This is a genomic window from Pseudoalteromonas sp. CR1 (assembly GCF_019392235.1).
Classification (GTDB): Bacteria; Pseudomonadota; Gammaproteobacteria; order Enterobacterales; family Alteromonadaceae; genus Pseudoalteromonas.
The window spans coordinates 161,650-187,474 of sequence record NZ_JAHXRM010000001.1; the positions used below are offsets into that span (position 1 = coordinate 161,650).

Here is a 25,825-nt window from a genome sequence, read left to right on the forward strand (position 1 = left end):
GCGCCTAAAAAGCAAAACCCTGCGCTTAACAGGGTTTATATTGTAAATAAGAGAGCGTTACTAAAATAAGGGGGGATGTAACCAATTATCTAGTTAAGATCGTTAATAATAAGAAGAGGGAAGTTTTTAGCTGAACGCGGCTGCCATTTACCAAAATCAATATTGCGAACTTTGAAATACTCAAGCACTTTAGGTGAATACGTCCAGCCACGGGCGCGCTGTTTTGTGGCTGCGCTGCGTAAACTTGCGCCAAGCCCCACCGTTAGTAGATCGTGATTTACATTTAGCTTTTTATAAAAGGCTTTTTCGCGCAGGCTTGCTTTATTTATCACCTCATCGTAATGAGCACGTAAAGTTTGCCACTTTTGGCTTTTTTGCGGCTCTTTTAAATGTTTAACCATGGCGTCAATATCGCTATCTAACCATTTTGCTGAGGCTGCATCACCATGCCAACCAATAATTGTATTGGGCTCAATTGTAGTAGGGTGCCCGGCAAATAACACATAATTAGCACACGATGAAAAACAAAACTGTTTTATATTTACGGTTAACTTATAAGCCAATATTAGTTCGGCTAAATCCATTCCTAAGTCAATATTTCCGCCGCCGCTGGTAATAGTAAAGGTATTAATTGTGGGGTTGATTTTTAAAATCTCAGCTGCTGTATTGTTATTTTGTTTATTGATTTCGCCACTGTATATAATGGTTTTATCACTTAAGGTTACTTGAGCCTGCAATAACGTGGGGAGTATTAAAAAAAGGGTAAAAATTAATTTATGCATATGAGTTTTAAGTGAGTATTTTTGCCAAAGGCTACGTAATTTGGCTAAACGTGGCAAATACTAATTTGGCTAAAGTAGTTAACACCTTTTGACCACTCTTAACTTTGCCCTAATAAACTATCTGTAATGATGTAAATTAGGCACAGTTAAATGGTTTATTTTAAAAAGCGGCTTTACGTAGTGAACGTTAAGCCGCTTTTTATGATTATTAGTAGGGCGTATTCCTTATAATACCAATCTGCAATAATACTTAATCATTTTGAGGGGCTAAACGTGTCGCTATCTGCGTTAAAAAACTCTCATTTACGACTGTATGGATGCAGAAGGTAGAGCAATGCATGAGCAATTGCCGAGAACAACTAAATAGCCAATTTTTTGCCTAGCTATCACCACGGTTTTCCATCCTCAAAATAGATCACTTAATTAAGCATATTGGTATAAATGATTATTCGACGGTAGCTTGCTTGGTTTTTCTAAACATAAACTCAAGCGGAATATGTAGGCGTTTTGACCACGCGTTTTCGGTATGATCTTCCCCTGGGAAGTATTGGCTTTGCCATAACTTTGCTGGGTATTTATGCGCCATAAATAAATCATCAATTTGCGCTTGTAACTTAGGGTACATGGCATCTAAGGTGCTGTCGCCATAATCAAAATAAACCTTTTAGTTACTTAGCTTTGCGATGTTGTTGGCAATGTACTGTTTAAATTGTGCAAATACTTCGTCGTCGTGGCTAAAAATACCTGGCCAATGGGTCGACATACTAATAGCACCCGCAAATTCGTTAGGGTAATTAAGTAGTGTGTACCACGATATAAGCCCACCCATGCTAGAGCCACCAATATAACGGTACTGCGCGCCTTTTTTTACGTTGTAGTTAGACTCAATGTAAGGAATAACTTCTTTAACTAAAAAACGTGAGTAGTTATCTGAGTATACGTTAGAGGCAAATAGTTTATGGCCTGGGTATTTTTCTAACTGGGAAAGGGCGCTTTGCTTTTGCTTGCTTAGGGCCTCAAACGGTTTTTGTGGGTAGTATTCGCTGTGGCGGTTTTCTACGGCGTTTGGAATGCCGAACACAATAAACGGACGCACTTTGCCTTACTCTATTAATGTGCCAGCTACTTCATCTACGCGCCATTCTTGCTTGTTCCATGTGCTGTTGGCATCAAATAGCATGCGGCCATCGTGCATGTAGAGCACATCGTAGTTGGTGTTTTTGTTGTAACCTGGTGGTAGCCAAACATTTAAAAAACGGTTTTTTACAAACTGTGATTCTATATTGTCGATTACTTCAATGTGGCCTTTGCTTACTTGCACGTTAGCTGTGCTTGCATAGCAGGTATGCACTACAAATATTGATAAGCTAAACAGTAAAGCAATTAATTTCATGGTGGCGCCTTAGCATACAAAAAGTACACTATTACAATCTATCATTGTTAATTCAATGTGAATACGTATGCACTGGTTAGGGGGGCGTAAATGTAAAAGCCACTTTTTTATTAATTATAAAGTGGCTTTGTTTGGTTGGACTAACGCATAGTAAGTTGTTGATTTATTTCTTCAAAAATACTCGCGTCGTCTATGGTTGAAGGGATTTGTAGTTCGTCGCCATCGATGAGTTGGCGCAAATTTTTACGTAGTATTTTTCCGGAACGAGTTTTAGGTAAGCGCTCTACGCTAACTATATTTTTTAAACATGCAATGGCGCCAATTTGATTACGTACGGAGGCAACAAGTGCTTTTTCGACTTCTTGGCTTGACCCTGTGAAGTCATTTTTAAGTACAATCATGCCCATTGGAAGCTGGCCTTTTAGTGGATCGTTTACACCAAATACAGCGCATTCAGCAACCGCAGGATGAGCCGCTACAATTTCTTCCATTTCGCCGGTAGAAAGCCTGTGGCCTGCAACATTTATAACGTCATCAGTGCGGCCCATTATGAATAAGTAGCCGTCTTCATCTATATAACCGCCATCGCCAGAGAGGTAGTAGCCCTTGTATTCACTTAAATAACTGGCTTTAAATCGGGCTTTATCTTGCCAAATAGTGGGTAAGCATCCGGGCGGTAAAGGAAGCTTTATAACTACAGCCCCTTGTTCGTTAGCGGCGCATTCATTACCGTTCATGTCGAGTATACGAACATCAAACCCGGGTGTTGGTACGGTTGAGCTGCCTGGTTTGGTTGTTAATGTTTCTATTCCTACTGGATTACAGGCAATCGCCCAGCCTGTTTCGGTTTGCCACCAATGATCGAGTACCGGAAGTTGAGTTTTCTCTTTTAGCCATTGATAAGTGGGTGGATCGAGGCGTTCGCCTGCTAAAAATAACCGTTTTAAGCTAGAGGTATCATATTTTTTAAAGCCTTCAGCATTAGGATCTTCTTTTTTAATAGCTCTAAATGCAGTGGGTGCGCTAAATAACGCACTCACTTTATATTCTTCAACTACACGCCAGAAAGCTCTGGCATCGGGAGTGCGAACAGGTTTTCCTTCATACAAAACGGTTGCACATCGGTACATTAATGGTGCATACACAATATAAGAGTGCCCGACTACCCAGCCAATATCTGATGCCGCCCAAAACACCTCTCCAGGCTCCATACCATAAACCGTTTTCATGCTGTAGTTCATTGCAACGGCGTGCCCGCCATTTTCACGCACAACGCCTTTGGGAGTACCTGTTGTACCTGATGTATATAAAATATAAAGCGGGTCGTCACCATTTACTGGTATTGGGTCGGCTGCTTGTGCTGTTTGCATGGCATGCGTCCAATCTATATCGCGCACTTTCACCATGGTTGCAGTGACCTGTTCACGCTGGTAAATAATACAGTGATTTATTTTGTGATTGGCAAGTTCTATGGCGTTATCAATCAGTGGTTTGTATTCAATGATGCTATCGACCTCTACACCGCAAGAAGCACTAAGTATCAGTTTAGGTTTAGCATCGTCGATTCGCACAGCTAGTTCGTGCGCAGCAAAGCCGCCAAACACCACTGAGTGTATAGCGCCCAAGCGAGCACAAGCTAACATACCAATAACAGCTTGTGGGATCATAGGCATGTAAATCACTACGCGGTCACCTTTTTGTACACCGTATGATTTCATTACGCCCGCAAACTTAGCCACTTGATGTTGTAGTTGGTTGTAAGTATAAATTTGCTTTGTATTGGTGACAGGTGAGTCGTAAATCAGTGCAGTTTGTTCGCCAAAGCCTGCAATAATATGCTGGTCTAGGGCTAAAAAGCTGGTATTTAGTTGTCCATCACTAAACCAATGATAAAGGCCGTCGTTATCTTTTGTGTAGGCTTGTTTTGGCGTTTTATACCACGGTATGCTTTTGCTTTGTTCAAGCCAAAACTGAGCTGGATTTTGCTTAAAGGTAGTGTATTGCTGGTTATAAAGGCCTGGCATAACTGGCTCCTAAAACTAATATGTGTGAGAGACCTTACAAAAGGTAGGCTTTTTTATCCGTGTAGGCTATTCGACCTTGGTCGGCTAAAAGTTAATCACATGGTTAGTATGCGTTGCAGTAAGTTTGACAAATAAAGACGCGGGGCTCAGCATTGCCTTATATTTGTAAAGGGTTAATTGTATGAGTAACGAAGTGAGAGTAGGCGTGGCGGTTATTATTATGCGCCAAAACACTATTTTATTAGGTGAGCGTATTGGTGCACATGGTGCAAATACATGGGCAACACCCGGCGGGCATTTAGAGTTTGGCGAGGCAGTTGAGCAATGTGCAATACGCGAGGTATGTGAGGAAACAGGGTTAAATGTAAGTAAAATAACTAAGCTTGATTTTACTAACGATATTTTCAGTGCTGAAAATAAACACTACATTACATTATATGTAAAAGCAGAGTATGAAGGTGGTGAGCCAACTCTTAACGAGCCTGATAAATGTATTCAGTGGCGCTGGTGTGATATTAATAATTTACCTTCGCCACTGTTTACATCACTTAAAAATTACTTAGCTACAGCAACTCTCACGGTTTAGTTGATGGGCTTAATACTAATTTTTTAAAGCTCACTTGTGCGTAATCGCCATTTTGCTTGTCGAGTGCCCATTCGCCTGTACCTAAGCAGCCAGGGTACCAAATACCTTTAGATGATTTAGTGCTACATTGGTTATAAGCACCGGCTTTAAAATAGTGCCAGTCGGCAGCATAACCATGTGGATGATCTTTATAATCCACCTTGCCATATGCATCAACATTGTTCCCTAAGTTAATTGAGTAATTAACGTCTTTTTTACCCTGTGCGGTAAAGGTTAGGTGCATTACATTACCATGCACGTTCACGGTGTAGCTAAAATCTTCGCTAAGCGCTATTCCCATATCCACTGGATCATTTGGGTTTTCCCACGTGTTTCCCCATACTGGGTAGGTAATGTCTGTACGGTTAGGATCTGTTTTTGGGAGGTTACGTTCGTAGTTCCAAAAAACGGAGCCTGTTTTATGACCGGGCCATTTTTTATAGTAAATTTTTAGCGGTTCGTTGCCCCACCCATAACCCAGTTTTGTATCAATTAATGCTTGGTCTTTACCTGCATGAATTTGCCCAACAACAACAGAGTAAGCTGCTTTTTTATTAGGATCTGTGGCCCGAAGTGCTACATGATCAACTTTCAACGTGGCTTCCATTTTTCCGCCTACTGAGCCAAAACGATCTGAAAGGGGATGTACAGCCAATGCAAAATTATTTTTTGAGTTTTTTGTTTTAATTTTGGTATTTGACCCGCGGATCATTTGTCTTAATTCACTACGTGTATTGGTAGAGTTGGCGCTGGTAAGTGCTTTATTTGGCGAGGTAAATACCATATAACCTTGCTCATCAAGATAGAAAAAATCAGGGTGAGTGTAAGTTTGAATTTCTTCAACGTCGATTGTATCTATTTTTCCATCGTTGTTTAAATCGACCGGTACGTTTATTTTCCATTGCGATAAATCAAATTTTGACGCTGGGACTGCTGCATTATTTTCAACTTTAGTATTTGTACTAGCGCAGCCCATAAATAATAAAGGAGTAACAGCGGCAAGTACTGTGAGTTTAAAAGTAGATGTGTATTTTTTCATGGTTGTCTCTGTGTGATGATTTTAAAAGTAAACGATATTAACTTCGCTTAGCTTTAATTTAACATACCAATTTAAAATATCAACATTACCAATTTTTGGTTTTTATTATTTCGAATAAGGTTATTGGTTATACCAATGTGTTTTTTTGCTGTTTTTTGCGCTTTTTATTTAAGTGTTTACGCTGCGCTTTTTTTATGTGCTTAGTTAGCCACTTTGTCATTTTAGGCATTAGCTCAGGGGCAAAATTATGGCCCATACCAGGGACCACTCTTAGCTTGGCCTTTTTTATAAGTGCGGCTGTATTTTTACCTGCATTAAGCGGAATAACCACATCGTCACTGCCATGAATTACGAGTGTTGGGGTTTTAATTTTACGTATTAAATGTTGCCTGTTTTTACTTGCGGCCATAGCAACTAATTGGCGTTTATAACCATTGGGATTGTATGAACGCTTAACTATTTGCGTTGCATGGTGGCGAAGTGTGTCTTCTGTTTGAGGGTAAGCAGGGCTGCCAATTAGTTGGTTCAGCTTAATGTTGTAATTTATTGCTTCATCAAGATTTTGCGTTTTAGGCCTTAATTTTGCTAGTTTTATAAATACACCAATGCTCTTAGCACTAAGCCTTGGTAGGCTAGAGCTCGACATAATTGTTGTTAAACTGAGTACCTTTTTTTTATGTTGCGCTGCGATTAACTGGGCAATCATCCCACCCATAGATGCGCCAACAAAGTGGGCTTTTTTTATTTTAAGTGCGCACATAAGTGCTAAAACATCGTTTGCCATATCATCGAGTAAGTAGGGAGTTTTAGTCGGGATGGAGAGCCGTTTACTTAACCACGATTTAAATAAACTTGCAGGCGGTGCGTGATCACAATGAGTTGACAGACCACTATCGCGATTATCAAATCGAATTACCCTAAAACCGTTTTTAACTAAACCATAATATAACGTGTCTGGCCATACGGTCATTTGAGCGCCAAGCCCCATTATTAGAATGATTGGCGGAGATTTTTTATTGCCTTCGTCTTGATAATGAAGCGTTATACCGTGTGGTGTTTTAATTGTGCGCATAGCCAAGAGGTGTAGTTAGCTTTGCTAAATTGTAGCGAGTATTTATTACAACTTATTTGCAGTATTAGGCAGTGGCAGTTGCCATTTATTTAAAATAGCATTGTATTCGCCACTTTGTTTAATTGCTTCAAGAGCGTCTGATAGTGTATTGGCTGTTTGCGCGTCGAGCATTTTATTCGCCGCAAAATAAAGCGTAGAAGGGAAATCTTCTAGGTGGATCCGCTTAGTGATAAGGCTTGGATCTAACCCCGACATTTTTAGTTCGTTATTAAGGGTGAGTGTATTCATTAATACAAAATCAATACGCTTTTTATACAGCATTTGCCACAGTTGTTGATAGTAGCTCACTAGCACTAAATTTTTGTCTTCTGTAAAGCCCATTTGCTGTAAATATTTAGCACTGGAGTAACCGCGAATTGTACCTATTTTATAAAACTTAGTGTGGTTTAAGTGTGTTGCCTCTGCTTTACTACTTTTTAAGCTAACTACGTAGGCGTCGGTAAAATATACGTCGCCTAACCATTTAAAGTTATTTGTGCGTGAAGGGGTTTTTAACAAAGAAAGTAAAATAGTGTTTGGGTTGCTTTCAAGCTCGTGAAATGCGCGGGCCATGGGCATTATTTCAAATGAAGCACTTAACGTTGTGTTTTTTAAAACTGCTTTGGCTAAATCCACAAGCGCGCCATCGGCTTGGCCGTTTTCATTTTTAAAATGATATGGGTGTAGGTCTTCTGCAATAAAGTTAAGTGTACTCGTTGCATTTACCGCGGTACAAAACATTAACATAAAGGCGATAATTACAACACGAGGGTGCATAAAACAATCTTTTATAACTAATATGCTTTGAGTTTAAAGAATGTTGACTGAAATATAAACTTAAATGTTTAATAAAAGTAAATAAGTTTGGCCTATTTATCTTTCGAGGTTAAATTTACATCAGTAAGCTTGGTACTTAAGCAAGGTAGAGCCTTTTTAATGTGGTTACCTGTGTTTAGTTTTAAAGTATTCGAGTGGACTGCATGAGTACCAGCGCTTAAAAGCACGATTAAAAGAGCTTTGGTCTTTAAATCCGAGTGCTAAAGCCAACTGCGCTAAATTGGGTTTATTGCATAACTCATTTATACGTCGTTTTCGCTCGGTTTCAAGAAGAAGTAAAAATGTTGTTTCTTGTGATTTTAAATGTCGCTGCAAGGTCCTTGGGGTCATGCTTAAGGCATTTGCAGTGCGTGCTAACGTACAATGTTGTAAATCGAGCTTTGCCATTAAAATTTGACTAACATTTTCAGACATATTTTGCTGGCTAGTAAAAAGACTTAATTGCTGATCAGACACCTGCTTAAGTGCTAAATGTATAGCAGCGTTATCGGTTTTAAAGTTTAGGCCTAAGTAACTGCTTGGAAAACAAATTTCGTTGTGTTTAGCATGAGTTAAAATTGGGCAATTAAACCATGTTGTTAGCGTATTTATTTGCTGTTGAGTGTAGTGATATTGAAAGCTTACTTGAGTCGGTGATAATTCGGTCTTGAGTAATTGGCGCACCACACTCACCCAAGCCGTCATGTTTCTTAACACTACTTGTTCATTGCAGTGGGCATGGGGAAACCAGCGTATAGTGGCTTGGTTTTTGTGTTGTTCAAATTGTGCTTGACCTATATCTGCCACCAGGCGGTCGTAATTTAAAAGCGCTTGTATCGCGTTAGCTAACCCATTACTCGATTCTACTAAATATCCCAAAACGCCATAGTCAGCGGTGCGAATATGTTGGCCCAGCCGAAACCCAAATAAAGGGTCTTTAAGTGTTTTTTGGCCATAATCAAGCAATGAATTATAGCTTTTAAGCGTTATGCGTGGTGACAGCTGTTGTGTTGCACGATTACTGTATTCGTTAAAGTTAATTGCTTTTAAAGCATCTGCGCTATTTAATCCTCGGCTTTGTAGGTAGTCAAGAATACTCGAAAAGTAATGATCGGCAAGGGTTTGCATTTGTCGCCTAAAGCTAAAAAATGGTCGTGTAAGAGCAAGTTTGCCACGTTAAATTTTATTATGCTATAGGTCTTATTTTTAGTGATAGTAGCTTATGGTTTCTATAAATTTAAAATGTACTTTACTTGCTCCACCAGAGAAAGTGGCTGCTGTATTACTTGAACATGCCTATTTAGGACGTTTTTTTAATGCCCAATTTTCACAATTAAAATCACATAATAAAGGTGAAATGAAAGGTGGTGCAGGTGCCATAAGGCAAGTTAAAACCCCGCTTGCTATTTTTAGTGAACAAATTATAAGTGCCAGCAATAAGTATATTTGCTATCGCATAATGGGTGATAAGCCGGTGGCCAATCATCAAGGAGACATATATTTAACTCCCATTGAGCATGAAGGTAATACAGCTACAGTGCTCAGGTATTGCATTACTTTTAAGCCACCATGGTGGATGCCAAGTAGCCTGATTAAGTCATTTGTTAGACATGACATTTCGCAAGCGCTTAATAAACTAGCGCGGTATTTTAAGGAGCATAATGTATGACCATTGAGATGATTTTACTCGCGCTTAGTCCTGTTTTTTTAGTGTTTGTTAGTGTTGAATTTATTAAATACAGGCGTTTTTACGATATAAAAGACAGCATGGCGAATACGGCCTTGGCGTTATTGCATCAAGCTGCCGATGCGCTATCTTTAATATTACTGATGCCATTATTTAATTGGTTATATGAATATCGCGTGTTTGATATTGAGCTGTCGGTACTTAGTGTTTTTTTCGCCTTTATTTTGCAAGACTTTTTATATTATTGGTTTCATAGGGCGTCGCATCACATTCATTGGTTGTGGGCTGCACATGTCGTTCATCATAGCTCTACAAAAATGAATTTTACAACGGCATTTAGGCAAAGTTTAATGTACCCCTTAGCCGGTATGTGGGTATTTTGGTTGCCTATGATTTTAATAGGCTTTAATCCTATAACTGTGCTTAGCGTTGTTGCGTTAAATTTGGCTTATCAGTTTTTTGTGCATACACAGGTAGTAAATAAGCTTGGGTGGTTTGAATTTATATTTAATACACCGTCACATCATCGGGTTCATCATGCTATTAATCGGGGCTACTTAGATAAAAATTTTGCTGGCGTACTTATAATTTGGGATAAGTTATTTGGTACCTTTGTAGAAGAAGATAAAAACCAGCCGTGTAAGTATGGCATTGTGGGGCAGCTAAATAGCAATAATCCAATTACTATTACATTTCATCAATGGCGGCACTTAATTAAGCTAACTTACATAACTAAAGGATTTGAAGCTAAGTTAAAAGTTTTGTTTGGTTACCCAACTAGCTCGCAAAAGAAGAATGATAATAGCGTGAAATATAAAAGTTAAGAGTGCTTATCCACTCTTAACTTTGTTGTCTAAGGAAAGAAACTATTGTGCAGTAGTAATAACCGTATCAATTAAATGTACCACGCCATTACTTGTGTATATGTCGGTGGTTGTTACATTGCTTCCTGCAACTTGTAATGACGTTGCAGATAAACTCACCTGCCACCAAATGTTGCCAACACCTTGGCCGTTTTCATCACCAGGGGCCGTGTCGCCAGAGTAGGTATACAGTGGACGACCGAGGTACGCTACCTGCATAGTGCTATCTGCGCGAGCAATAAGTGATAAACCTGGTATGTTTTCGATGGAATCAGCGGTGCCTAACACAGGTGGCCACGTTGCTGCACAGGTATCTTCACATACGCTCATCGACTCGCCTAAGTCGTTGTCAAAAACGTAAACTGTTTTACCCGGTGTTGTATCAGCCATGCCTGTTACTAAACGCGCATTGTCTGCATCGTATGCAACACTGTCTGTTTCAGCGTTAGTGGTGTTAGTAAAGTCGACAATATTTACACTTAGCATATTTTCAGCAAGGGTGGTGACCATTTTACCATTAGCTGCAAATGCATCCGTGCTGCCTACTTGAGCGCCTAATACGTGCTGTGTTAATACGCCGGTTAATGCGTCTTTATCGGCTAGTAGCGCGTTTATGGTGTCGGTTGGGATTTTGCTGAATGCGGCGTTGGTTGGAGCAAATACGGTGAACGATTTTGTTGTATCGTTAAACGTATCAACCAAGTCAGCAGCTTGTAGGGCAGTAACTAATGTTGAAAGAGCGTCTGTTTCTGTCGCAACGGTGGCAATTGTTTTAGTAGGTGTACCTACTTCAGTGGGTGGCATAATTACCTTGTTGAGTACATGAATTACACCATTATCAGCTGTTACATTTGCTGTGGTCACTGCGGAGTCGTTGATGAATAATGCGCTATCTACATATGAAAGGGCAGCCATATCGCCATTTGCCATTTCAACTTTATTGTTTTCGCTATTTGCAATGGCGACAGCTGCGTCAGACAAAACACTTGCGTCGGCAACTAAGTGGTAAAGTAAAATATCGCGAAGGGTATCAGTGTCTGCAAGTAGCGCATCAATGGTGTCTTGCCCAAGCGCTGCAAAAGCGTCATCGGTAGGAGCAAATACCGTAAAAGTATTAGTAGGATCTGCGACTAACGTGTCCAAGCCAGTTGCACCGAGCGCAGCAATTAATGTTGTAAAGTTACCATTTTCGCTGGCAACGTCGGCAATTGTACCAAAGCTTTCAGGCAGTGTTACATCAGCTACAATGACCGAATCTATTACATGAATCACTCCGTTGGTTGTAGCAATATCTTTAACCACAATATTGGCACCGCCAAACATAAGCATGTCTGTTTCAGTATTAATTGTAATTGGAAGCGAGTTGCCTAGCAGCGTTTCTGCAGATTGACCATTTAATGACATAGCCGTTACCGAATCAACCGTGCTCGTTAAAACGTGCTGCTTTAAGATGTCGGCTAATACCTCTGGGTTTGCTAAAAGCGTGTTAATCATTTTGCTACCAACAGCATCAAAAGCTGCATCTGTAGGTGCAAAAACGGTGAACTGCGCTGACTCATCGCTCAATGCCGATGTTAAACCCGCAGCGTCTAATGCGGCAAGTAAGGTAGTGAAGTCGCCTGCTTGACTTGCTGTTTCTACAATATTAGCGGTAGGAGCTGATTCAGCAGTGGCAATAGGCATAAGTACTGCGTCTATCACATGGATAATGCCATTGTCTGTTGCAATATCAGTCATGGTTACTGTGCTTGTATTAATTAACAAACTCTCGCCGCTTAATGATAATGCAACTTTTCCGCCATTTACCGTGTCGACGGTTGTTCCTGCAAGGCCTAGAGCTGCTTCTGCGTTTACACTTCCTGATACAACGTGATAGGTTAATATTGAGCTTAGTGTATCTGTGTCGGCTAGTAGGCCATTTATTGTGTCTTCGCCGAGAAGTGCAAAGGCATCATCTGTTGGTGCAAAAACAGTAAATTCTTGACTCGTATCGGCAAGTGTATCGTCTAAACCTGTTGCCTCAAGCGCTGCAACTAAGGTAGTAAAGTTACCCGCATCTCTTGCTACATCAACAATGGTTGAAGATGCTTCGGGTTCAACTTGTACGGGTGTGTTATCGTCATCATCGTCATTACAGCCTTGTGCTAATAACAAGGGAAGTGCAATGAGGCATACCTTCAGTAATTTGTTCATGACCTGATCCTTCTGTGTGAGATGTAATTAACAATCTCGTAACGTTACGGAGTTTTTTTTACAAGAGATCAGATTTATTTGAGTGTTTTTTAAACTTCTGAATTTTGAAATTGAAAGGTATTCGTATTATTTATTACTTTTTACTACGTGGTGCCCCAAATAAAATAAAGATATGACAAGCACATACAGATAAAAATGCACTAATACCTAGAGCTCCACCATAGTTACTTATTTTAGGGACTAAATATTCAAATAGAATCGCAAAAATCACTGCAGCGCAAGTTATTGTATACAGACCAAAACGCTTAGGTGCGCTCATACCAATAAACGTACCACCAAAAAAATGGCACTGTAAAGCTCGGGGTGTAAATTAAAACCATAAAAAATGCAGTAAGCAATTATAGATAAACTCGAAGAGGCACTAATAGCGCTAAAAAGCCTATGTTTGGCGAGTAAAAATGTTAATAAAGCGCCAAAAAATGCAATTGCCGGGTATTCTATTGTCATACAAATACTCCTTTTGCTAGCGCAAATACAGCAACGCTTACAAATGCAATACTCCCTAACTTCCCTCCAAAGCCAGAAAATAAATTTAAAGTAAGTACATACAAACAAGCACCTAAGAGTGAAATAAAACCCAGTTCCCAGTAGCTGCTAATTAAACTCGACGAGCACATACCCGCAAAACTTCCTGCGTAAATAGCAGCGTTTGGATGAATATTAAGAGACTTTGGAAAAGGAATAAAAGAGCCAAAAAGGCCAACCACAGACGCAGCAATAACAGCAGGTAAATTAAATTCAGTGTGCATCACAAAGCACAGCAAACAGCCTGAAAAAAAAGCACTGAATTTTATAAAGAAAAATTTAAGCATAGCTAGTCAGTCTAAAGTAACCGGGGAGTGTTTAACAGCATCGCTTAATATTGCAGGCAAATAGTTAAAAAGATCATATAAAATATATGAAGGCTTAAATATGCTCAAAGTAATGCAGTTTGTGTAATGTAAATTGTAATTTATGTATAATGTAGGAAATTTATTGAATAATAAGAAATAACCTAGGGTAATTTATGTCTAATTGTTTGCATTTGGCAATTCCGGCTGGCGATTTAGAAGTGGCTAAAACATTTTATTGTGACGTACTTGGCTGTAAAACCGGTAATAGTGAAGAGGGGCGCTGGGTAGATATTGACTTTTGGGGAAATGAACTTACATTGCATCAAAGCGTTGAGCGTTTACCGACTGTTCGCCATGATGTAGATATGGGCGCAGTAGCTGTGCCGCATTTTGGTATTCATTTATCTGAAGATGAGTTTAACAATTTAAAAAAACGCATTGAAGATGCAGGTTTAGAATACCTTGATAAGCCTTATCGCCGATTTGTAGGAGATGAGTTTGAACAAGAAACCTTTTTTATCGAAGATACTAATGGCAATGTACTCGAAATGAAAACCATGGTTAATCCTGAGGTTTTATTCAAAAAAGTCTAACTAGTTTTTATGTATTCAAAGCCACTTTTATAGTGGCTTTGTTGAGGTTTAGCTCTGTAATTGAGGTACGACCTCGCTTGGCGTTTTATTAAAGTGGCGCTTAAACTCGCGGCTAAATTGCGAGGGGCTGGTATAGCCTACTTTTAATGCAGCCTCATTCGCTTTACTACCGTTACTTGTAATGAGTTCTTTTGCTTTGGCTAAGCGTACTTTTTTTAAGTATTGGAGTGGCGATTCAAAGGTCACTTGTTTAAAGGCGCGATGAAACGACGACACACTCATGTTTACCTCTTCAGCTAAACCTTCAACCGTAATTTGATCTGCATAGCTTTTATGCATTGTAGACAGTGTTCGTGCTATTCGGGCGTAGTGCCCATCGTGCATGGCAAGGCCAATTAAAGTATGGCCCTGAGGACCACATAGTACTCGGTATACCAATTCTTTAATTATATCTTCACCAAAAATATCGGCTTCTAGCGGGCTATTTAGTGCGCTTAATAAACGATAAGTTACTTGCTCCATATCACCATCTATTTTTGCTGATTGCACACCGCTCATTTGCCTTGAAGTAAACGGCGTATGTTCACCCATTTGGTTTACTAACTTATGTAATGTTGCTGGGTTAATATCAACAACTACGCCCATTACAGGTAGGCCATTATCAGTAAAGGCTTCGCATTCAAGTGGTACGGGTACACCTAAAACCAGGTAGTCGCCAGCACCATATTTTATTTGATGATCAGGGAAATGAATTATTTTATGCCCTTGGCCAACTAAAATAATACCAGAGTTGTAAATGAGTGGCTGACGAGGTGAACTTTTACTCGCACGATGAAAGTAAACCCCGGGAATAATCGTTTTCTTAACGCCCTCAAAATTGAGCAAATCATTGTGCTCGGCGTATTGCTGCAACATGCTGGCTATAGTGGGCATTAAAAAACCTTTTATCGTACAAATTTTGCGTAAAATAACAATGTTGGCAGTATTAGGCAAACTTTAGGCATTTATTAGGCTTTTTTAATGTTTGTTTTGCCACTAATATGCACCTATTGAAATTTAGCTTAGTGAGTAACTAAGCATTCTATTTAAGGCGTGTTGATCTTTTATGGTTGAATTTACAGCAGTATGTTTGGTTTTTAGGCAAGGCAGAGCCTATGAAGTGTGGTTACTCCCCATAAATAGGCGATAACGCAGCATAAATGCCAAACATGCGCTGCCCTTCGGGTTCTGCCTAGGGGCGATAAACTCTTTGTTACTCGGTTTTTACTTAGTCCACTAAGTTACAAACCTCGCGCCGCGATTTAATCGCCCCTAGATTGAACAAATTTCAATCCGCAAAGATCAACACGCCCTAGTATTTAACCGTTACCTAGGAGCAAAATAATGAAATTTAGCTACGTAAACCCAACACTTATTCAGTTCGGCCAACAGCAAATTGCATCAGTAACCGATTTGATCGCAAAAGATCAAAAAGTATTAGTAGTGTACGGCGGCGGTTCTATTAAAAAGAACGGCGTGTACGACCAAGTTGCAGCGGCACTTGAAGGTTTTGATTGGGTAGAGTTCTCAGGTGTTGGTGCCAATCCAACAATTGAAGTGTTAGACCAAGCAGTAAAAATTTGTAAAGAACAAAATATCGACTTTGTATTAGGTGTAGGCGGTGGCTCTGTAATTGACGGCGTTAAATACATTGCAGCGTCGGCAGTTTATGATGGCGAAGGTTGGGATATCCCTACTGGTAAGCATACTATTACTAGCGCATTACCAATCGGTGCAATATTAACATTACCTGCAACGGGTTCTGAGTCTAACCAAAATTCAGTTGTGAGCAAAGAAGCAACGAAGCAAAAACTACCGTTTGCATCACCAAAAGTGCTACCAAAGTTCGCGATTATGGACCCTGATGTAATGAAAACATTACCGCAGCGCCAACTTGTGAATGGTTTAGTAGATGCATGGGTTCATACGTGTGAGCAGTACCTAACATTCCCTGAAACAGCATTGGTTCAAGAAGGTTACGCAGAGGCACTTTTAAGAACGCTTAAAACGCTGGGCGATAACTTTGAAAACCAAGACGATGCATGGCGTGCAAACCTTATGTGGGCAGCAAACCAAGCACTTAATGGTTTAATTGGTTCTGGTGTATCGCAAGATTGGGCAACACACATGATTGGCCATGAGCTTACAGCTGCTTACGGTGTTGATCATGCACGTTCACTGGCTATTGTTCAGCCTTCTTTACTACGTAACCAATTTGCAGTTAAAAAAGCGAAGCTAGAGCAAATGGGTAAAAACGTATTTGGTCTTGCACAATCGGATGATTTAGCAGAGCAAACAATTCAAGCAATTGAAGCGTTTTACCACAGCTTAGATGTAGCCACTGTGCTTATTGAACATGCCGATGACAAAGCAGCTGCAGTAGAAAACGTACTTGCTAAGCTTGAAGCTCACGGCATGGTAGCCCTTGGTGAAAACCAAGCAATTACACTTACACAAAGCCGCGAAATTTTAGAGCAAGCAATTGCTTAAGCGCTTAAAGTAATACAAAACTAAAAGGCGCTAGCGTTTACGTTAGCGGCTTTTTTATGCATAAAATAAATTAAAAACACTGTGTTTATAATTAACCAATAATATTGGTATTAATGTTTTAAAATGATGATAGTAAACTGTGTTCATCGGTTAGCAAAACTAACACCTTATAAATTTACACAGGATAAAAACTCATGACACTACTACAAAAAATATTAAACTCTAAAGCAGGCGCAGCAGCACTTATTTTACGTGTACCAGTCGGTTTAATTTTAGCAGCGCACGGCGCGCAAAAATTATTTGCTTGGTTTGGCGGTTACGGCCTTGAAGGCACAGGGCAGTGGATGGCAAGTATTGGCTTAGAGCCAGGTTACTGGTTAGCTTTAATGGCAGGCAGCGCTGAATTTTTTGGCGGCATTGCATTAGCACTTGGTTTATTAACACGCCCAGCAGCCGTAGTTACTGCGTTTACAATGTTGATTGCAATATTTAGTGTACACATTAACAATGGTTTATTTATGGCTAACAACGGTTACGAGTACGCACTTACGTTATTAGTTGCAACTGCAGCGCTTGCTATTCAAGGTGCAGGTAGCTTTTCTGTTGATAGTATTATTGCTAAAAAACTAGCTGATAAATAACGTTTATAGTTAAAAAAATAGCGGCTAATTTAGCCGCTATTTTTGTATGGATTAAGCATTATTTTACTTAACCGAAAAAGTTAAAGAGTAGTTGTGCTGTGTTTGCTCAAGTAAATATTCTTTATGGGTACTTGGGCTCCACGAATCATCGCCGCCAACCCCCATATGTTGATGATCAATATGGACATGTAAGCAATCATCAGCTACTAGCTCATTGGTGTGCTTTGCTTGCGTTAACATGCTTTGAGAGTATTCACTGGCGGCAAATAAAAACGCACCGGTTACGGTCAAATTATTAATGCTAAGTAATTGGCAATCACTACGCACGCCGTTATCGGTTGGGAATATATACGGTGTATGTAGCTCATTATGTTGCGCGCTGTAATAACCTAAACGCGCAGCCGCTTTGCGATCTGGGTAGTTTTCAAATGGCCCTAAACCAAGCCAATTTACTTGTGTATCGCTTTGTTTATTAAGCGTTGTACTTAACCCTATGCGTGGCATGGGTGGCAAAGTGTCGTTAAGTTGTACATCAACATTTAAGTTAATTTCACCTGTATTATTAAGTGTATAAAGCCATGTTGTTTTTGCTTGTACTACGCCATTAAATTCATAACTAAACACACAGGTAATACGTATATCTTTGTTTGATTGCACGACTTCAAACAAGCGACATGTGCGCTGCCACTTGCCAATACCCGCTCTTAGCCAGCGCGCTTCCCATGCGTTAGGGTCTAGATTGTCTACTTCGCTTACGCCTATGTCGTTATCAAGCGGGGCGCGGTAAAAATTATCAACTAGTGGACTTTTAATAACGTGGGTTTGATTGTGTAGCCATTGCTCAATAAGGCCTGATTGGCTATTAAACACGAGTTTAAAGGTATCGCCTTCAATACTTAGCTGTGTATCGGTCTCACTAATATTTAGTGTGCCGTGTGCTGAAGCAGCTACTAAATTGGGCTTAAATGTATCAGCGCTTAAACTTTGGCTATTTATAAGTTTAAATTGCTCGGTGTTTAATACATGCTCGGCACTTGCAAAGCTGCAGTCGTTAAGCAGTGCTACATCTAAATTAAGGTGATATTGCGCACCGGCTTTAAACACCGTTTCTGTATTAACAGTTAGCGTTTGCGTACTTTGCGGGGCAATATTAATGATTTGCTCGCCTTGCTCTATACATTGGCCATTTTCTATTAACTGCCAAACCAGTTTTTCGTTATCGGTTGCCCTAAATACATAATCACTAAATACATCAACGGTATAGTGGTTTTGAGTTTGCTCGCGCAGCGTAAATTGTAAATGTTGTTGGCTGTATTTAGCTTCAAACAGGCTAGGGTGAGGCGTACGATCTGGAAATAATAAGCCGTTTATACAAAACTGGCGGTCGTTTAGTTCATCACCAAAATCGCCACCGTAAGCCCAATAATGCTTACCGTTTTCATCAGTTTTAGATAAACCTTGGTCTACCCAATCCCAAATAAAGCCACCTTGCAGGCGCGGGTACTCTCTAAATGCTTGCCAGTAATCGTCAAAGCTACCTAGGCTGTTACCCATTGCGTGTGCGTACTCACATAAAATGAGAGGACGGGTTTCGCCTGGTAGGCTTAGCCACTTTTTAATAGAGTATTTAGGTACTGCGTCATCGGCAAGGTGGGTATCTACACGGGCATACATAGGGCAAATAATATCGGTTGCGGTGGTATTTGCGCCGCCACCTTCGTATTGCACTGGACGCGATGGGTCAAAGCTTTTTGACCAACCGTACATAGCATCGTGGTTGGCACCGTGCCCGCATTCGTTCCCCAGTGACCAAATAATAATAGAGGCGTGGTTTTTATCGCGCTCAACCATTTGTGTATAGCGCGACATAAATGCACCAGCCCACTGCGGATCGCTTGCAAGCCTACCCATAGGAAACATACCGTGGGTTTCTATATTGGCCTCGTCCACTACGTATAAACCTAGCTCGTCGCACAGCTCGTAAAAACGCGGGTGGTTAGGGTAGTGAGCAGTACGTACAGCATTAAAGTTATTTTGCTTCATTAGCTTAATATCTTCAATCATGTCGGCGGTGCTCACTGTGTGGCCGTTTTCAGGGTGATGTTCGTGGCGGTTAACACCGCGAATTAGTAGCGGTTTGCCGTTTAAGCAAAGCTGCCCGTTAAGCATTTCTACTTTTCTAAAGCCAATGTTATAGGCTTCGGCGTCTACGGTTCTGCCTTGCTCATCTAACAGGCTTACAACACAGCGATATAAGGTCGGGGTTTCGGCGGTCCACTTTTTAGGGCTTTGTATATCAATTGTTTGAAATACGACATCGCTCCAACCGCCTTTTTCATCAACGCGTTTATTGTTAGTGCTTTGTATTTGTGGCTCACACAATGCTTGTTCACCATCAAAAACCTGTACTGCTACTTGGTAGTTATTTGGCGCATCTATTGCGGTTTTTATATGCAAAGTCGCATCGCGGTAGCATGCGTCTAAATCTGGGGTTATAAATACATCGCGTATTTGGTGTTGCGGTTTGGTAAGTAAGTTAACATCGCGGAATATACCACTTAGCCACCACATGTCTTGATCTTCTAAGTAACTGCCATCGCTCCAGCGAATAACCATAACCGCAATGTGGTTGGTGCCAGCCACTAACAGTTCGCTTAAATCAAATTCGCTTGGTAAGCGGCTATCTTGCGAGTAGCCCACCCATTGACTGTTACACCAAAGATGAAACGCCGAGTTTACGCCTTCAAAAATAATATGGTTTCGCTGAGCTAATTGATCCGCCGTAATAGTAAACTCAGTGCGGTAGCAACCCGTTGGGTTATCGCTAGGAACAAAAGGCGGGTTTACGGCAAAGGGGTATTTAACATTGCAATAAATAGGTTTATCAAAGCCGTGTAATTGCCAGTTAGAAGGCACAGGAATACTTTGCCAGTCGTTGGCGAGTGTTTCACTTAGTAATGACTCATCAACCGCTTCGGGCTTATCAAATAATTTAAAATTCCATTGGCCGTTTAAACTTTGTTTTTGTGATTGCGTGTTTGTACGGGCATGGTCAACGCTTTTAAAACCATTAAGTGGGCTGTGCGCTTTTACTTGATTAACTTGCACCGAAATTGGGTTTTCCCAATCGCGGCGGTTAATTATGTGCTGTAGTAAGTTCATTAGTGTCCTATTGCATGTGTGGCAATTATAGTGGCTTAAATATAGCTAAAATAATACGTTGAGGTTATGCTTAAAGCTCTCTTTTATTTATCCAAAACTATCATTTTAAATTATGCGCAACACCATTAAAGATGTACTCGATATTGGCCCAGAGTGTACAGAGCGGTTTATTGATTTAAACACGCTTTCGCAAATGCCAAGCCTTGAAATAGAGCTGGCAGGTTGCTCAAATTTACTGGGTGATTATTGTGTTGCGCGTACTAACCCGCTTGAACACACTTTGTTTTATACTTTGGGTGGTCAGGGCACGCTTAAAACTATTAATAACCAATACCCATTAATCGAAAATAGCTTAGCTATATTGCCAGCACGGCAAAGTTTTGAGGTTGAAATAGCAAGCGAAAAGTGGGATGTGATTTGGCTAAATCTTGCAAATACCAAGCGTTGGCAGCATTTAAATTTAGCGCACGCGAAGGTATTAACTAATCAGCAGCTAGGGCCATTACATTTAGCAATGGAGCTTTTATACAGCGAAGGAAATGCGACTTTGCGCGAAGGCGTTATGCCTATTTTAAGCCACTACTTAAATACTACGCTTCAAAGCGAGCCGCAAATAGGCGGGCAAAACAGATTAACCAGCTTGTTTTTAGAGGTAGAAGAGCGCCTGCAATTTGATTGGACAATAGAGGCTATGTGCGAACAAGTACATTACTCAGCACCGCATTTACACCGGTTATGTCAGGCACAATTTGGCAAAAGCCCTATGCAGCAGCTTATTTATTTACGTATTAAACGGGCTAAAAACTTGCTTTTAAATACCCGCTGGCCAGTCGCCCATATTGCCGCTTACGTGGGGTACCCTAATATATTTAATTTTTCAAAACGGTTTAAAAAATCAGTGGGCGTGTCACCCACTGAGTTTAGAAAAAAGTTGGTTTAAACATTTTAATTATATTGAAACAGGTTATCCCAGCGCTCATCCAAAATAGTTTTTGCATGGTCTAGGCTTATAGCGCTATACACATCGTTAGTGCAGGTTACTAAACGCATCCGGGTGAGCTTTTCAAGCGCATCGCTAATTTCAAAGTCGAGTTCGCATTTATACTTTGTTTTAAACCACGCCTCTATTTGCTCATCAAGCATTTGAGCGTTTAGGCCACTTTTAGATTTTAATAAAAACGTATAGGCAAGTAGAGCTTCTTTTATGTCTTCTTCTTCGGCGGCGTCTATAAGGGTATGAAAAACACCGGCGTTGTTATCAAGATTTTTAAAGTAAAGGTTATCACTAAGGGCTTTCATAAATTTAATTTTACGGTTTTTAAATTTACTCCACTCTTTAAAAATAAAGCTGCCAAATACCCCCATGCCAATAGTAAAGGTAATAAAGTGTTGTTGGGTCATTTCTACGGCTTCACTTCTAAAGCCACCCCAAAAAGCAAACAAAGCAAATAATAATAAAATTGATGCGCCTAGCTTTGTAATTAAAACCACGGCACCGCCAATTAAAGCCGATGAGCCAATAATCACCTTATCAATAGGGCGCATACGTACTTCGCTATTAGGAAATAGCATTTCAAGGTCGGCTTTAGGTACATTTTGAAACAGCTTAACGATGGTCGAGCTTGGCTCAAACCCTAAAGGCGTTTTATTTTTAGCGTCAAAGTGGGCTTTATCTTTAAAACGAATAAACACCGCAACGCGGTCGTAATTAGTAAAGTGCAGTGGCTTTTTACGAAGCCCCCAAAAGCTGGTTATGGTTTCAGTGAGCTGCGACTCGCCGCGGCGATAAAAAACCACTTCTTCAAAGTCGTCAAATTCCACCTCAAGGCGCACTTTAAAAAGGGATTCTTCGTTGAGTGCATCTTGTAAGTCTTGATTGGTGATCACTTCAAAATTAGCCGCGTTTAAAACTTTAGCAAAATCTTTTGCAAAGTCACGTTGGCACTGCGCTTTTTGAGCATTTGATACCGGCGCTAAAGAGCGTGTATCGCTATTAGGATCAAAGGGCGCGTAGTTATTTTTTAGCGACTCAAGTATGGCGTGGTAATCGAAATGAATAAAGCTAGCAAGTAGGTCACAAAATTGTTTAAACGAGATTTGTTGTGTGTTGTTTTCAAGCTCATTGCTACACATTTCAATAATGTCTTGCTTGCGAAAGGGAATAAAACGCGCATTTTGCATAAATTTTTAACTACTTAAATAGGGCTTAACGTTATTAGCACATAGTAAAATATTCTTATAAATATTGCTATTTTGTTAACCTGTTAAGTGGGTATTGTTTGTATCAAGTTTTAATAGTTTCAGGGTGTATTAACTTAACTGTGTCATTATTAATATGTAAATACAGGATAATTAAGCATAGGGCAGGAGTTAATTGTGGCTTTACAAAAAAAATTAAAACAAAAAACACGTAATTTTATAGAGTCTAAACATATGCTCAGTGGCATTACGGTTGCGTCGTTTTTAGAATCCACAATTGTCCCTATTCCTTTAGAAGCGATTATGGTGCCACTTATGCAGGCACAACGAGAAAAACTATGGTTGATTGCATTAATGGCAACGCTGGGCTGTGTTGTTGGGGCATTATTTGGTTATGCCCTTGGCTACTATTTATTTGATGCAGTTGGGGATTGGGTGATTAGTGCTTTTTCAAGCCCTGAACAGTTCGAAAATGTTAAACAAAAAATGGACAACCAAGGTTTTTGGTTTGTTATTACTTTAGGAATAGTACCTATTCCATTTCAAATAGCGATGCTTGCGGCGGGCGCTACCAAGTATTCACTTGGCCTGTTTTTACTGGCCAGCGCAATTGCTCGTTCAATTCGTTACTTTGGACTTGCTATTGTTGTGTTTTATGCAGGAAACCAAGCTGAACGTATAATTAGTAAGCATAAAGTTAAAGCCATGATTAGTTTAACTATTTTAGTTTTACTGGGATGGGGGATCAGCACCTTACTTTGAGGCTAAATTTGTAAGGTGTGTTATAGTTCTTAAAGATGATTTATAAACTCAAGTGTAATCTATTTATATGATGAATGTTGAAACTGTCAGCCTTAAGTTGACCCGCTTTACTCGTATAACGCGGTTAAATAAATTGCTTATGTTTGCGCTGCTAGTATTTATAGTGGTATTCACCATTTATAACTTCACTTATTTTCCTCTGTTAGGTGCAAAAAAAAGCATCCCTGCCTTTGCCAGTGAACTCATCAATCTTATTGTCATAATGACTGTTTTTTGGGTTGTGCAGTGTTCCAAATTAGCTAAAAAAGCCTACCAGTATGTCACCATTGGTTTAATGTTATGGATAGTGGGAATGACGGTCGATGTGCTTGATGAACTTGTTGTTCAGCCTGCGTGGGTTACCTTGTATATAAAAAATTTATGCATTTCTGTAGGGGTCGTTATTACGGCTTATGGCTTATTTAAAACCATGTTGTTTATGCAAAAAATGCACAATAGGCTAGCCCAAGAGTTTATAATTGATGATCTCACCCAAGTTTACAATCGGCGATGTTTTTACGAATACGTTGAAAACGAAACCGATGAATCTTACGCGGTAATCATCATCGATATTGATCACTTTAAATCTATTAACGATACCTATGGTCATAGCAAGGGCGACAAGGTGCTTAAAGCTTTTGCTAGCAAAGTAGACGCTCTGTTTGAAGATGGCAATATTTTTGCGCGTATTGGAGGTGAGGAGTTTGCAGGCTACTTACCAAATTGCACTCTGGAGCAAATGCAGGCGTTTGCTGAGACGGTATTGGCGAGTGCTCGCACTATTGAGGTTACCGATAAGCTTTATACTAGTGCAAGTGTTGGGGTAGCTAAACGCTTCAAAAATGAATCATTTGATAGCGTAATGAAGCGCGCAGACCAAGCTTTATACAAAGCTAAAAACAATGGCCGGAATCAATTTGAAATCGCAGCGAAGCCGTAAATAGCGGGTCCTTATTGTTTGCACATTTGCTACACTTTTTTACGTTTTCGTAAGTAAATGTCAGCTTAGGTAATACTTTGTAAAGCATGAAATTAAATTAAAATGCAAAGGTCGTAGAGGGGATATTAATAATAAGGAATCCCCTTGATGACCAACTCTCTTTTAAAAGTGGTTTTACCTCTTAGCTTACTTGGTGTTTTATCTGGCTGTGGCTCTGATGATAGCGCAAGCTCTACAGGCTATATTCAAATGTATAATGGCTCGTACAACAGCCCTTATACGCGCTTATTTGTTGAAGAAACAGAACGTTCAGGTGCCGACTTTGCCGACGTAACCACGCGCCATAATTACAGTACTGGCACATTTGATGTTAGCTTTGAATATTTAGACGCTAACGATAGCTACATCACTATTAGCGATCAAGAAATTTCAATTAAAGATGATAAAACGCAATTGGTTGTTATGAGTGGCGATTTTGCAGAACCCACTTTTACTGAATTAAGCGTGCCTATTAGTAGTGACGCCGGCGAGTTTAACCTTGGCTTTTTTAACATCACGGGTGAGGACACCAGCTACGATATTTATCTGGCAACAGACGATGGCGTATTTGAAAGCGCAACATTGTTTGCATCTGCGCAGTACTTAAATGAATTAGATTTACAAAGTGTAGATGAAGGTTATTACACTATTTTTATTACCCCTGCGGGCAGTAGCGATGTGGTTTACGAGTCATCGTCAGTTTATTTGTATGATGAGGCAAGCTACGTAGCCATTATTCGCCCAAGTTATGCCACCGAGTTAAGTGGTATCACGCTTGATGTAGTAACCGACAATAACTACGTTACTGAACTTAAGCATCAATCTGCATTAGGTCAACTGCGTTTTATTAATACTATTGATGACTACTCACCAGTTAGTTTTAGTGTAACGCGTGGCACTACAGCAACCCCAACTAATTCAGTTTCAAGTGACAACTATACCGACTACGTTGAGCTATTACCAAACAGTTATAGCGTGGCGATGTTTGATGAGCAAGGTATCAAGCTGGCCGATAACTTTTTAATGACCCTTGAACGTGAGCAAAGCGCGGTGGGTATTTTTTACAACGATGCAGATAATGGCTTGCGGATGATGAGTGTTGAAGAGCATTTAACACCAAGCAGTTATAGTCATACGGTGTCGGTTATTAACCTTATTGAAAGTTACGCAGGACAGTCGGTAACTGATATTGATGTGTACTTTACCCTTAACGGTGAAACTGTTGAGGACACCAGTAATGTAGTTGATGGCTTAGACCGCTACGATCAAGAAGAGCAAGTAGTCGATAACGAAATTTATACGGTGTATGCTGTTTTTGAGGATAACGGTCAGCAAATTGTACTCATTCAACAAAGCGATATGGACTTTACCCAAGAGGGAAATTACATACTCATTTTAGAGCATGATGACACCACGGCATCGGGTTATAAAATGTCTTTAGAGCGCACAATTACAGACAGTGTTGAATAATAAAATGAGAGTTAAAAGCCTAAAT

At 40.0% G+C, this 25,825-nt stretch carries 24 protein-coding genes and 1 pseudogene; 10 read left to right on the top strand and 15 right to left on the bottom strand.

The window, feature by feature from the left end:
* Positions 1–89: 89 nt before the first annotated feature.
* The 5 genes from KZZ04_RS00790 to KZZ04_RS00800 form a co-directional block, all read right to left on the bottom strand.
* Positions 90–782, bottom strand: coding sequence for a hypothetical protein (locus KZZ04_RS00790; RefSeq protein WP_257903497.1), 693 nt, complete (start codon positions 780–782; stop codon positions 90–92).
* Between the two features lie 445 nt (positions 783–1,227).
* Positions 1,228–1,407 (bottom strand): hypothetical protein, encoded by a 180-nt coding sequence (locus tag KZZ04_RS21130; RefSeq protein WP_257903498.1) that lies wholly within the window; start codon positions 1,405–1,407, stop codon positions 1,228–1,230.
* 39 nt (positions 1,408–1,446) lie between these two features.
* Positions 1,447–1,878 (bottom strand): alpha/beta fold hydrolase, encoded by a 432-nt coding sequence (locus KZZ04_RS21400; protein ID WP_368735880.1) that lies wholly within the window; start codon positions 1,876–1,878, stop codon positions 1,447–1,449.
* Positions 1,879–1,884: 6 nt separating this feature from the next.
* A complete protein-coding gene (locus KZZ04_RS21140) occupies positions 1,885–2,175 on the bottom strand; it encodes a hypothetical protein (protein ID WP_235591389.1) in 291 nt (96 codons plus the stop codon).
* A gap of 140 nt (positions 2,176–2,315) precedes the next feature.
* The gene (locus KZZ04_RS00800; RefSeq protein ID WP_219421417.1) at positions 2,316–4,199 is read right to left on the bottom strand and encodes a propionyl-CoA synthetase; all 1,884 of its coding nucleotides are present in this window, start codon (positions 4,197–4,199) and stop codon (positions 2,316–2,318) included.
* Between the two features lie 181 nt (positions 4,200–4,380).
* Between KZZ04_RS00800 and KZZ04_RS00805 the strand changes: the two genes are divergently transcribed.
* Complete coding sequence (locus tag KZZ04_RS00805; RefSeq protein ID WP_219421420.1) at positions 4,381–4,785, top strand: NUDIX hydrolase; 405 nt, start codon at positions 4,381–4,383, stop codon at positions 4,783–4,785.
* On the opposite strand, the gene KZZ04_RS00810 is transcribed toward KZZ04_RS00805, so the two are convergent.
* The 4 genes from KZZ04_RS00810 to KZZ04_RS00825 all read right to left on the bottom strand — a co-directional run bounded on the left by KZZ04_RS00810 (position 4,775) and on the right by KZZ04_RS00825 (position 8,918).
* Positions 4,775–5,863, bottom strand: coding sequence for a polysaccharide lyase family 7 protein (locus KZZ04_RS00810; protein ID WP_219421422.1), 1,089 nt, complete (start codon positions 5,861–5,863; stop codon positions 4,775–4,777). The two genes, KZZ04_RS00805 and KZZ04_RS00810, sit on opposite strands and share 11 nt — an antisense overlap.
* 127 nt (positions 5,864–5,990) lie before the next feature.
* The gene (locus KZZ04_RS00815; RefSeq protein ID WP_219421424.1) at positions 5,991–6,935 is read right to left on the bottom strand and encodes an alpha/beta fold hydrolase; all 945 of its coding nucleotides are present in this window, start codon (positions 6,933–6,935) and stop codon (positions 5,991–5,993) included.
* Between the two features lie 45 nt (positions 6,936–6,980).
* Positions 6,981–7,751, bottom strand: coding sequence for an ABC transporter substrate-binding protein (locus tag KZZ04_RS00820; RefSeq protein WP_219421425.1), 771 nt, complete (start codon positions 7,749–7,751; stop codon positions 6,981–6,983).
* Between the two features lie 165 nt (positions 7,752–7,916).
* Positions 7,917–8,918 (bottom strand): AraC family transcriptional regulator, encoded by a 1,002-nt coding sequence (locus KZZ04_RS00825; protein WP_219421427.1) that lies wholly within the window; start codon positions 8,916–8,918, stop codon positions 7,917–7,919.
* A 94-nt stretch (positions 8,919–9,012) separates the two neighbouring features.
* Between KZZ04_RS00825 and KZZ04_RS00830 the strand changes: the two genes are divergently transcribed.
* Together KZZ04_RS00830 and KZZ04_RS00835 are read left to right on the top strand one after the other, a co-directional pair.
* Entirely contained in the window at positions 9,013–9,459 is a 447-nt protein-coding gene (locus tag KZZ04_RS00830) for an SRPBCC family protein (protein WP_219421429.1), read from the top strand.
* Positions 9,456–10,301 carry a sterol desaturase family protein gene (locus KZZ04_RS00835; protein WP_219421431.1) on the top strand — a complete coding sequence of 282 codons (846 nt, stop codon included), beginning with the start codon at positions 9,456–9,458 and terminating at the stop codon, positions 10,299–10,301. The genes KZZ04_RS00830 and KZZ04_RS00835 overlap by 4 nt, the downstream gene beginning before the upstream one ends.
* A gap of 42 nt (positions 10,302–10,343) precedes the next feature.
* On the opposite strand, the gene KZZ04_RS00840 is transcribed toward KZZ04_RS00835, so the two are convergent.
* The 3 genes and pseudogenes from KZZ04_RS00840 to KZZ04_RS00850 all read right to left on the bottom strand — a co-directional run bounded on the left by KZZ04_RS00840 (position 10,344) and on the right by KZZ04_RS00850 (position 13,405).
* The gene (locus KZZ04_RS00840) at positions 10,344–12,533 is read right to left on the bottom strand and encodes a fasciclin domain-containing protein (protein ID WP_219421433.1); all 2,190 of its coding nucleotides are present in this window, start codon (positions 12,531–12,533) and stop codon (positions 10,344–10,346) included.
* A gap of 133 nt (positions 12,534–12,666) precedes the next feature.
* Positions 12,667–13,040 (bottom strand): annotated as a pseudogene (locus tag KZZ04_RS00845) (hypothetical protein).
* A complete protein-coding gene (locus KZZ04_RS00850) occupies positions 13,037–13,405 on the bottom strand; it encodes a hypothetical protein (RefSeq protein ID WP_219421435.1) in 369 nt (122 codons plus the stop codon). Before KZZ04_RS00850 ends, KZZ04_RS00845 begins: the two are co-directional and overlap by 4 nt.
* A gap of 194 nt (positions 13,406–13,599) precedes the next feature.
* Here KZZ04_RS00850 and KZZ04_RS00855 point away from each other — a divergent pair, with 194 nt between their 5' ends.
* On the top strand, positions 13,600–14,019 hold the full coding sequence (locus KZZ04_RS00855; protein WP_058403118.1) for a VOC family protein: 420 nt from the start codon (positions 13,600–13,602) through the stop codon (positions 14,017–14,019).
* A gap of 48 nt (positions 14,020–14,067) precedes the next feature.
* Here the strand turns inward: KZZ04_RS00855 and KZZ04_RS00860 are convergent, their stop codons facing one another.
* Positions 14,068–14,952, bottom strand: a complete 885-nt coding sequence (locus KZZ04_RS00860) for an AraC family transcriptional regulator (protein WP_219421437.1) — start codon at positions 14,950–14,952, stop codon at positions 14,068–14,070.
* A 450-nt stretch (positions 14,953–15,402) separates the two neighbouring features.
* On the opposite strand from KZZ04_RS00860, the gene KZZ04_RS00865 reads away from it, so the two are divergent.
* Both KZZ04_RS00865 and KZZ04_RS00870 read left to right on the top strand, forming a co-directional pair.
* Entirely contained in the window at positions 15,403–16,548 is a 1,146-nt protein-coding gene (locus tag KZZ04_RS00865; protein ID WP_219421439.1) for an iron-containing alcohol dehydrogenase, read from the top strand.
* Between the two features lie 194 nt (positions 16,549–16,742).
* Entirely contained in the window at positions 16,743–17,189 is a 447-nt protein-coding gene (locus KZZ04_RS00870) for a DoxX family protein (RefSeq protein ID WP_219421441.1), read from the top strand.
* Positions 17,190–17,252: 63 nt separating this feature from the next.
* On the opposite strand, the gene KZZ04_RS00875 is transcribed toward KZZ04_RS00870, so the two are convergent.
* Positions 17,253–20,351, bottom strand: a complete 3,099-nt coding sequence (locus KZZ04_RS00875) for a beta-galactosidase (protein ID WP_219421443.1) — start codon at positions 20,349–20,351, stop codon at positions 17,253–17,255.
* Positions 20,352–20,463: 112 nt separating this feature from the next.
* Here KZZ04_RS00875 and KZZ04_RS00880 point away from each other — a divergent pair, with 112 nt between their 5' ends.
* Entirely contained in the window at positions 20,464–21,291 is an 828-nt protein-coding gene (locus KZZ04_RS00880; protein ID WP_219421445.1) for an AraC family transcriptional regulator, read from the top strand.
* Positions 21,292–21,296: 5 nt separating this feature from the next.
* On the opposite strand, the gene KZZ04_RS00885 is transcribed toward KZZ04_RS00880, so the two are convergent.
* Positions 21,297–22,532: a TMEM143 family protein gene (locus KZZ04_RS00885; protein ID WP_219421447.1), complete on the bottom strand. Its 1,236-nt coding sequence runs from the start codon at positions 22,530–22,532 to the stop codon at positions 21,297–21,299.
* A 195-nt stretch (positions 22,533–22,727) separates the two neighbouring features.
* Here KZZ04_RS00885 and KZZ04_RS00890 point away from each other — a divergent pair, with 195 nt between their 5' ends.
* From KZZ04_RS00890 to KZZ04_RS00900, 3 genes are all read left to right on the top strand, one after another.
* The gene (locus tag KZZ04_RS00890) at positions 22,728–23,312 is read left to right on the top strand and encodes a YqaA family protein (RefSeq protein WP_058403112.1); all 585 of its coding nucleotides are present in this window, start codon (positions 22,728–22,730) and stop codon (positions 23,310–23,312) included.
* Positions 23,313–23,382: 70 nt separating this feature from the next.
* Positions 23,383–24,291 carry a GGDEF domain-containing protein gene (locus KZZ04_RS00895; protein ID WP_058403111.1) on the top strand — a complete coding sequence of 303 codons (909 nt, stop codon included), beginning with the start codon at positions 23,383–23,385 and terminating at the stop codon, positions 24,289–24,291.
* A 147-nt stretch (positions 24,292–24,438) separates the two neighbouring features.
* Positions 24,439–25,800 carry a hypothetical protein gene (locus KZZ04_RS00900; protein WP_219421449.1) on the top strand — a complete coding sequence of 454 codons (1,362 nt, stop codon included), beginning with the start codon at positions 24,439–24,441 and terminating at the stop codon, positions 25,798–25,800.
* Positions 25,801–25,825: the final 25 nt, after the last annotated feature.

Coding starts and splice junctions, on each gene's coding strand:
- KZZ04_RS00900 (WP_219421449.1), top strand. CDS start 24,439: ATGACCAACTCTCTTTTAAAAGTGGTTTTACCTCTTAGCTTACTTGGT.
- KZZ04_RS00885 (WP_219421447.1), bottom strand. CDS start 22,532: ATGCAAAATGCGCGTTTTATTCCCTTTCGCAAGCAAGACATTATTGAA.
- KZZ04_RS00835 (WP_219421431.1), top strand. CDS start 9,456: ATGACCATTGAGATGATTTTACTCGCGCTTAGTCCTGTTTTTTTAGTG.
- KZZ04_RS00850 (WP_219421435.1), bottom strand. CDS start 13,405: ATGCTTAAATTTTTCTTTATAAAATTCAGTGCTTTTTTTTCAGGCTGT.
- KZZ04_RS00855 (WP_058403118.1), top strand. CDS start 13,600: ATGTCTAATTGTTTGCATTTGGCAATTCCGGCTGGCGATTTAGAAGTG.
- KZZ04_RS00880 (WP_219421445.1), top strand. CDS start 20,464: ATGCGCAACACCATTAAAGATGTACTCGATATTGGCCCAGAGTGTACA.
- KZZ04_RS00790 (WP_257903497.1), bottom strand. CDS start 782: ATGCATAAATTAATTTTTACCCTTTTTTTAATACTCCCCACGTTATTG.
- KZZ04_RS00800 (WP_219421417.1), bottom strand. CDS start 4,199: ATGCCAGGCCTTTATAACCAGCAATACACTACCTTTAAGCAAAATCCA.
- KZZ04_RS00830 (WP_219421429.1), top strand. CDS start 9,013: ATGGTTTCTATAAATTTAAAATGTACTTTACTTGCTCCACCAGAGAAA.
- KZZ04_RS00815 (WP_219421424.1), bottom strand. CDS start 6,935: ATGCGCACAATTAAAACACCACACGGTATAACGCTTCATTATCAAGAC.
- KZZ04_RS00865 (WP_219421439.1), top strand. CDS start 15,403: ATGAAATTTAGCTACGTAAACCCAACACTTATTCAGTTCGGCCAACAG.
- KZZ04_RS00805 (WP_219421420.1), top strand. CDS start 4,381: ATGAGTAACGAAGTGAGAGTAGGCGTGGCGGTTATTATTATGCGCCAA.
- KZZ04_RS00820 (WP_219421425.1), bottom strand. CDS start 7,751: ATGCACCCTCGTGTTGTAATTATCGCCTTTATGTTAATGTTTTGTACC.
- KZZ04_RS00875 (WP_219421443.1), bottom strand. CDS start 20,351: ATGAACTTACTACAGCACATAATTAACCGCCGCGATTGGGAAAACCCA.
- KZZ04_RS00810 (WP_219421422.1), bottom strand. CDS start 5,863: ATGAAAAAATACACATCTACTTTTAAACTCACAGTACTTGCCGCTGTT.
- KZZ04_RS21140 (WP_235591389.1), bottom strand. CDS start 2,175: ATGAAATTAATTGCTTTACTGTTTAGCTTATCAATATTTGTAGTGCAT.
- KZZ04_RS00860 (WP_219421437.1), bottom strand. CDS start 14,952: ATGCCCACTATAGCCAGCATGTTGCAGCAATACGCCGAGCACAATGAT.
- KZZ04_RS00825 (WP_219421427.1), bottom strand. CDS start 8,918: ATGCAAACCCTTGCCGATCATTACTTTTCGAGTATTCTTGACTACCTA.
- KZZ04_RS21130 (WP_257903498.1), bottom strand. CDS start 1,407: ATGTACCCTAAGTTACAAGCGCAAATTGATGATTTATTTATGGCGCAT.
- KZZ04_RS00870 (WP_219421441.1), top strand. CDS start 16,743: ATGACACTACTACAAAAAATATTAAACTCTAAAGCAGGCGCAGCAGCA.
- KZZ04_RS00840 (WP_219421433.1), bottom strand. CDS start 12,533: ATGAACAAATTACTGAAGGTATGCCTCATTGCACTTCCCTTGTTATTA.
- KZZ04_RS00895 (WP_058403111.1), top strand. CDS start 23,383: ATGAATGTTGAAACTGTCAGCCTTAAGTTGACCCGCTTTACTCGTATA.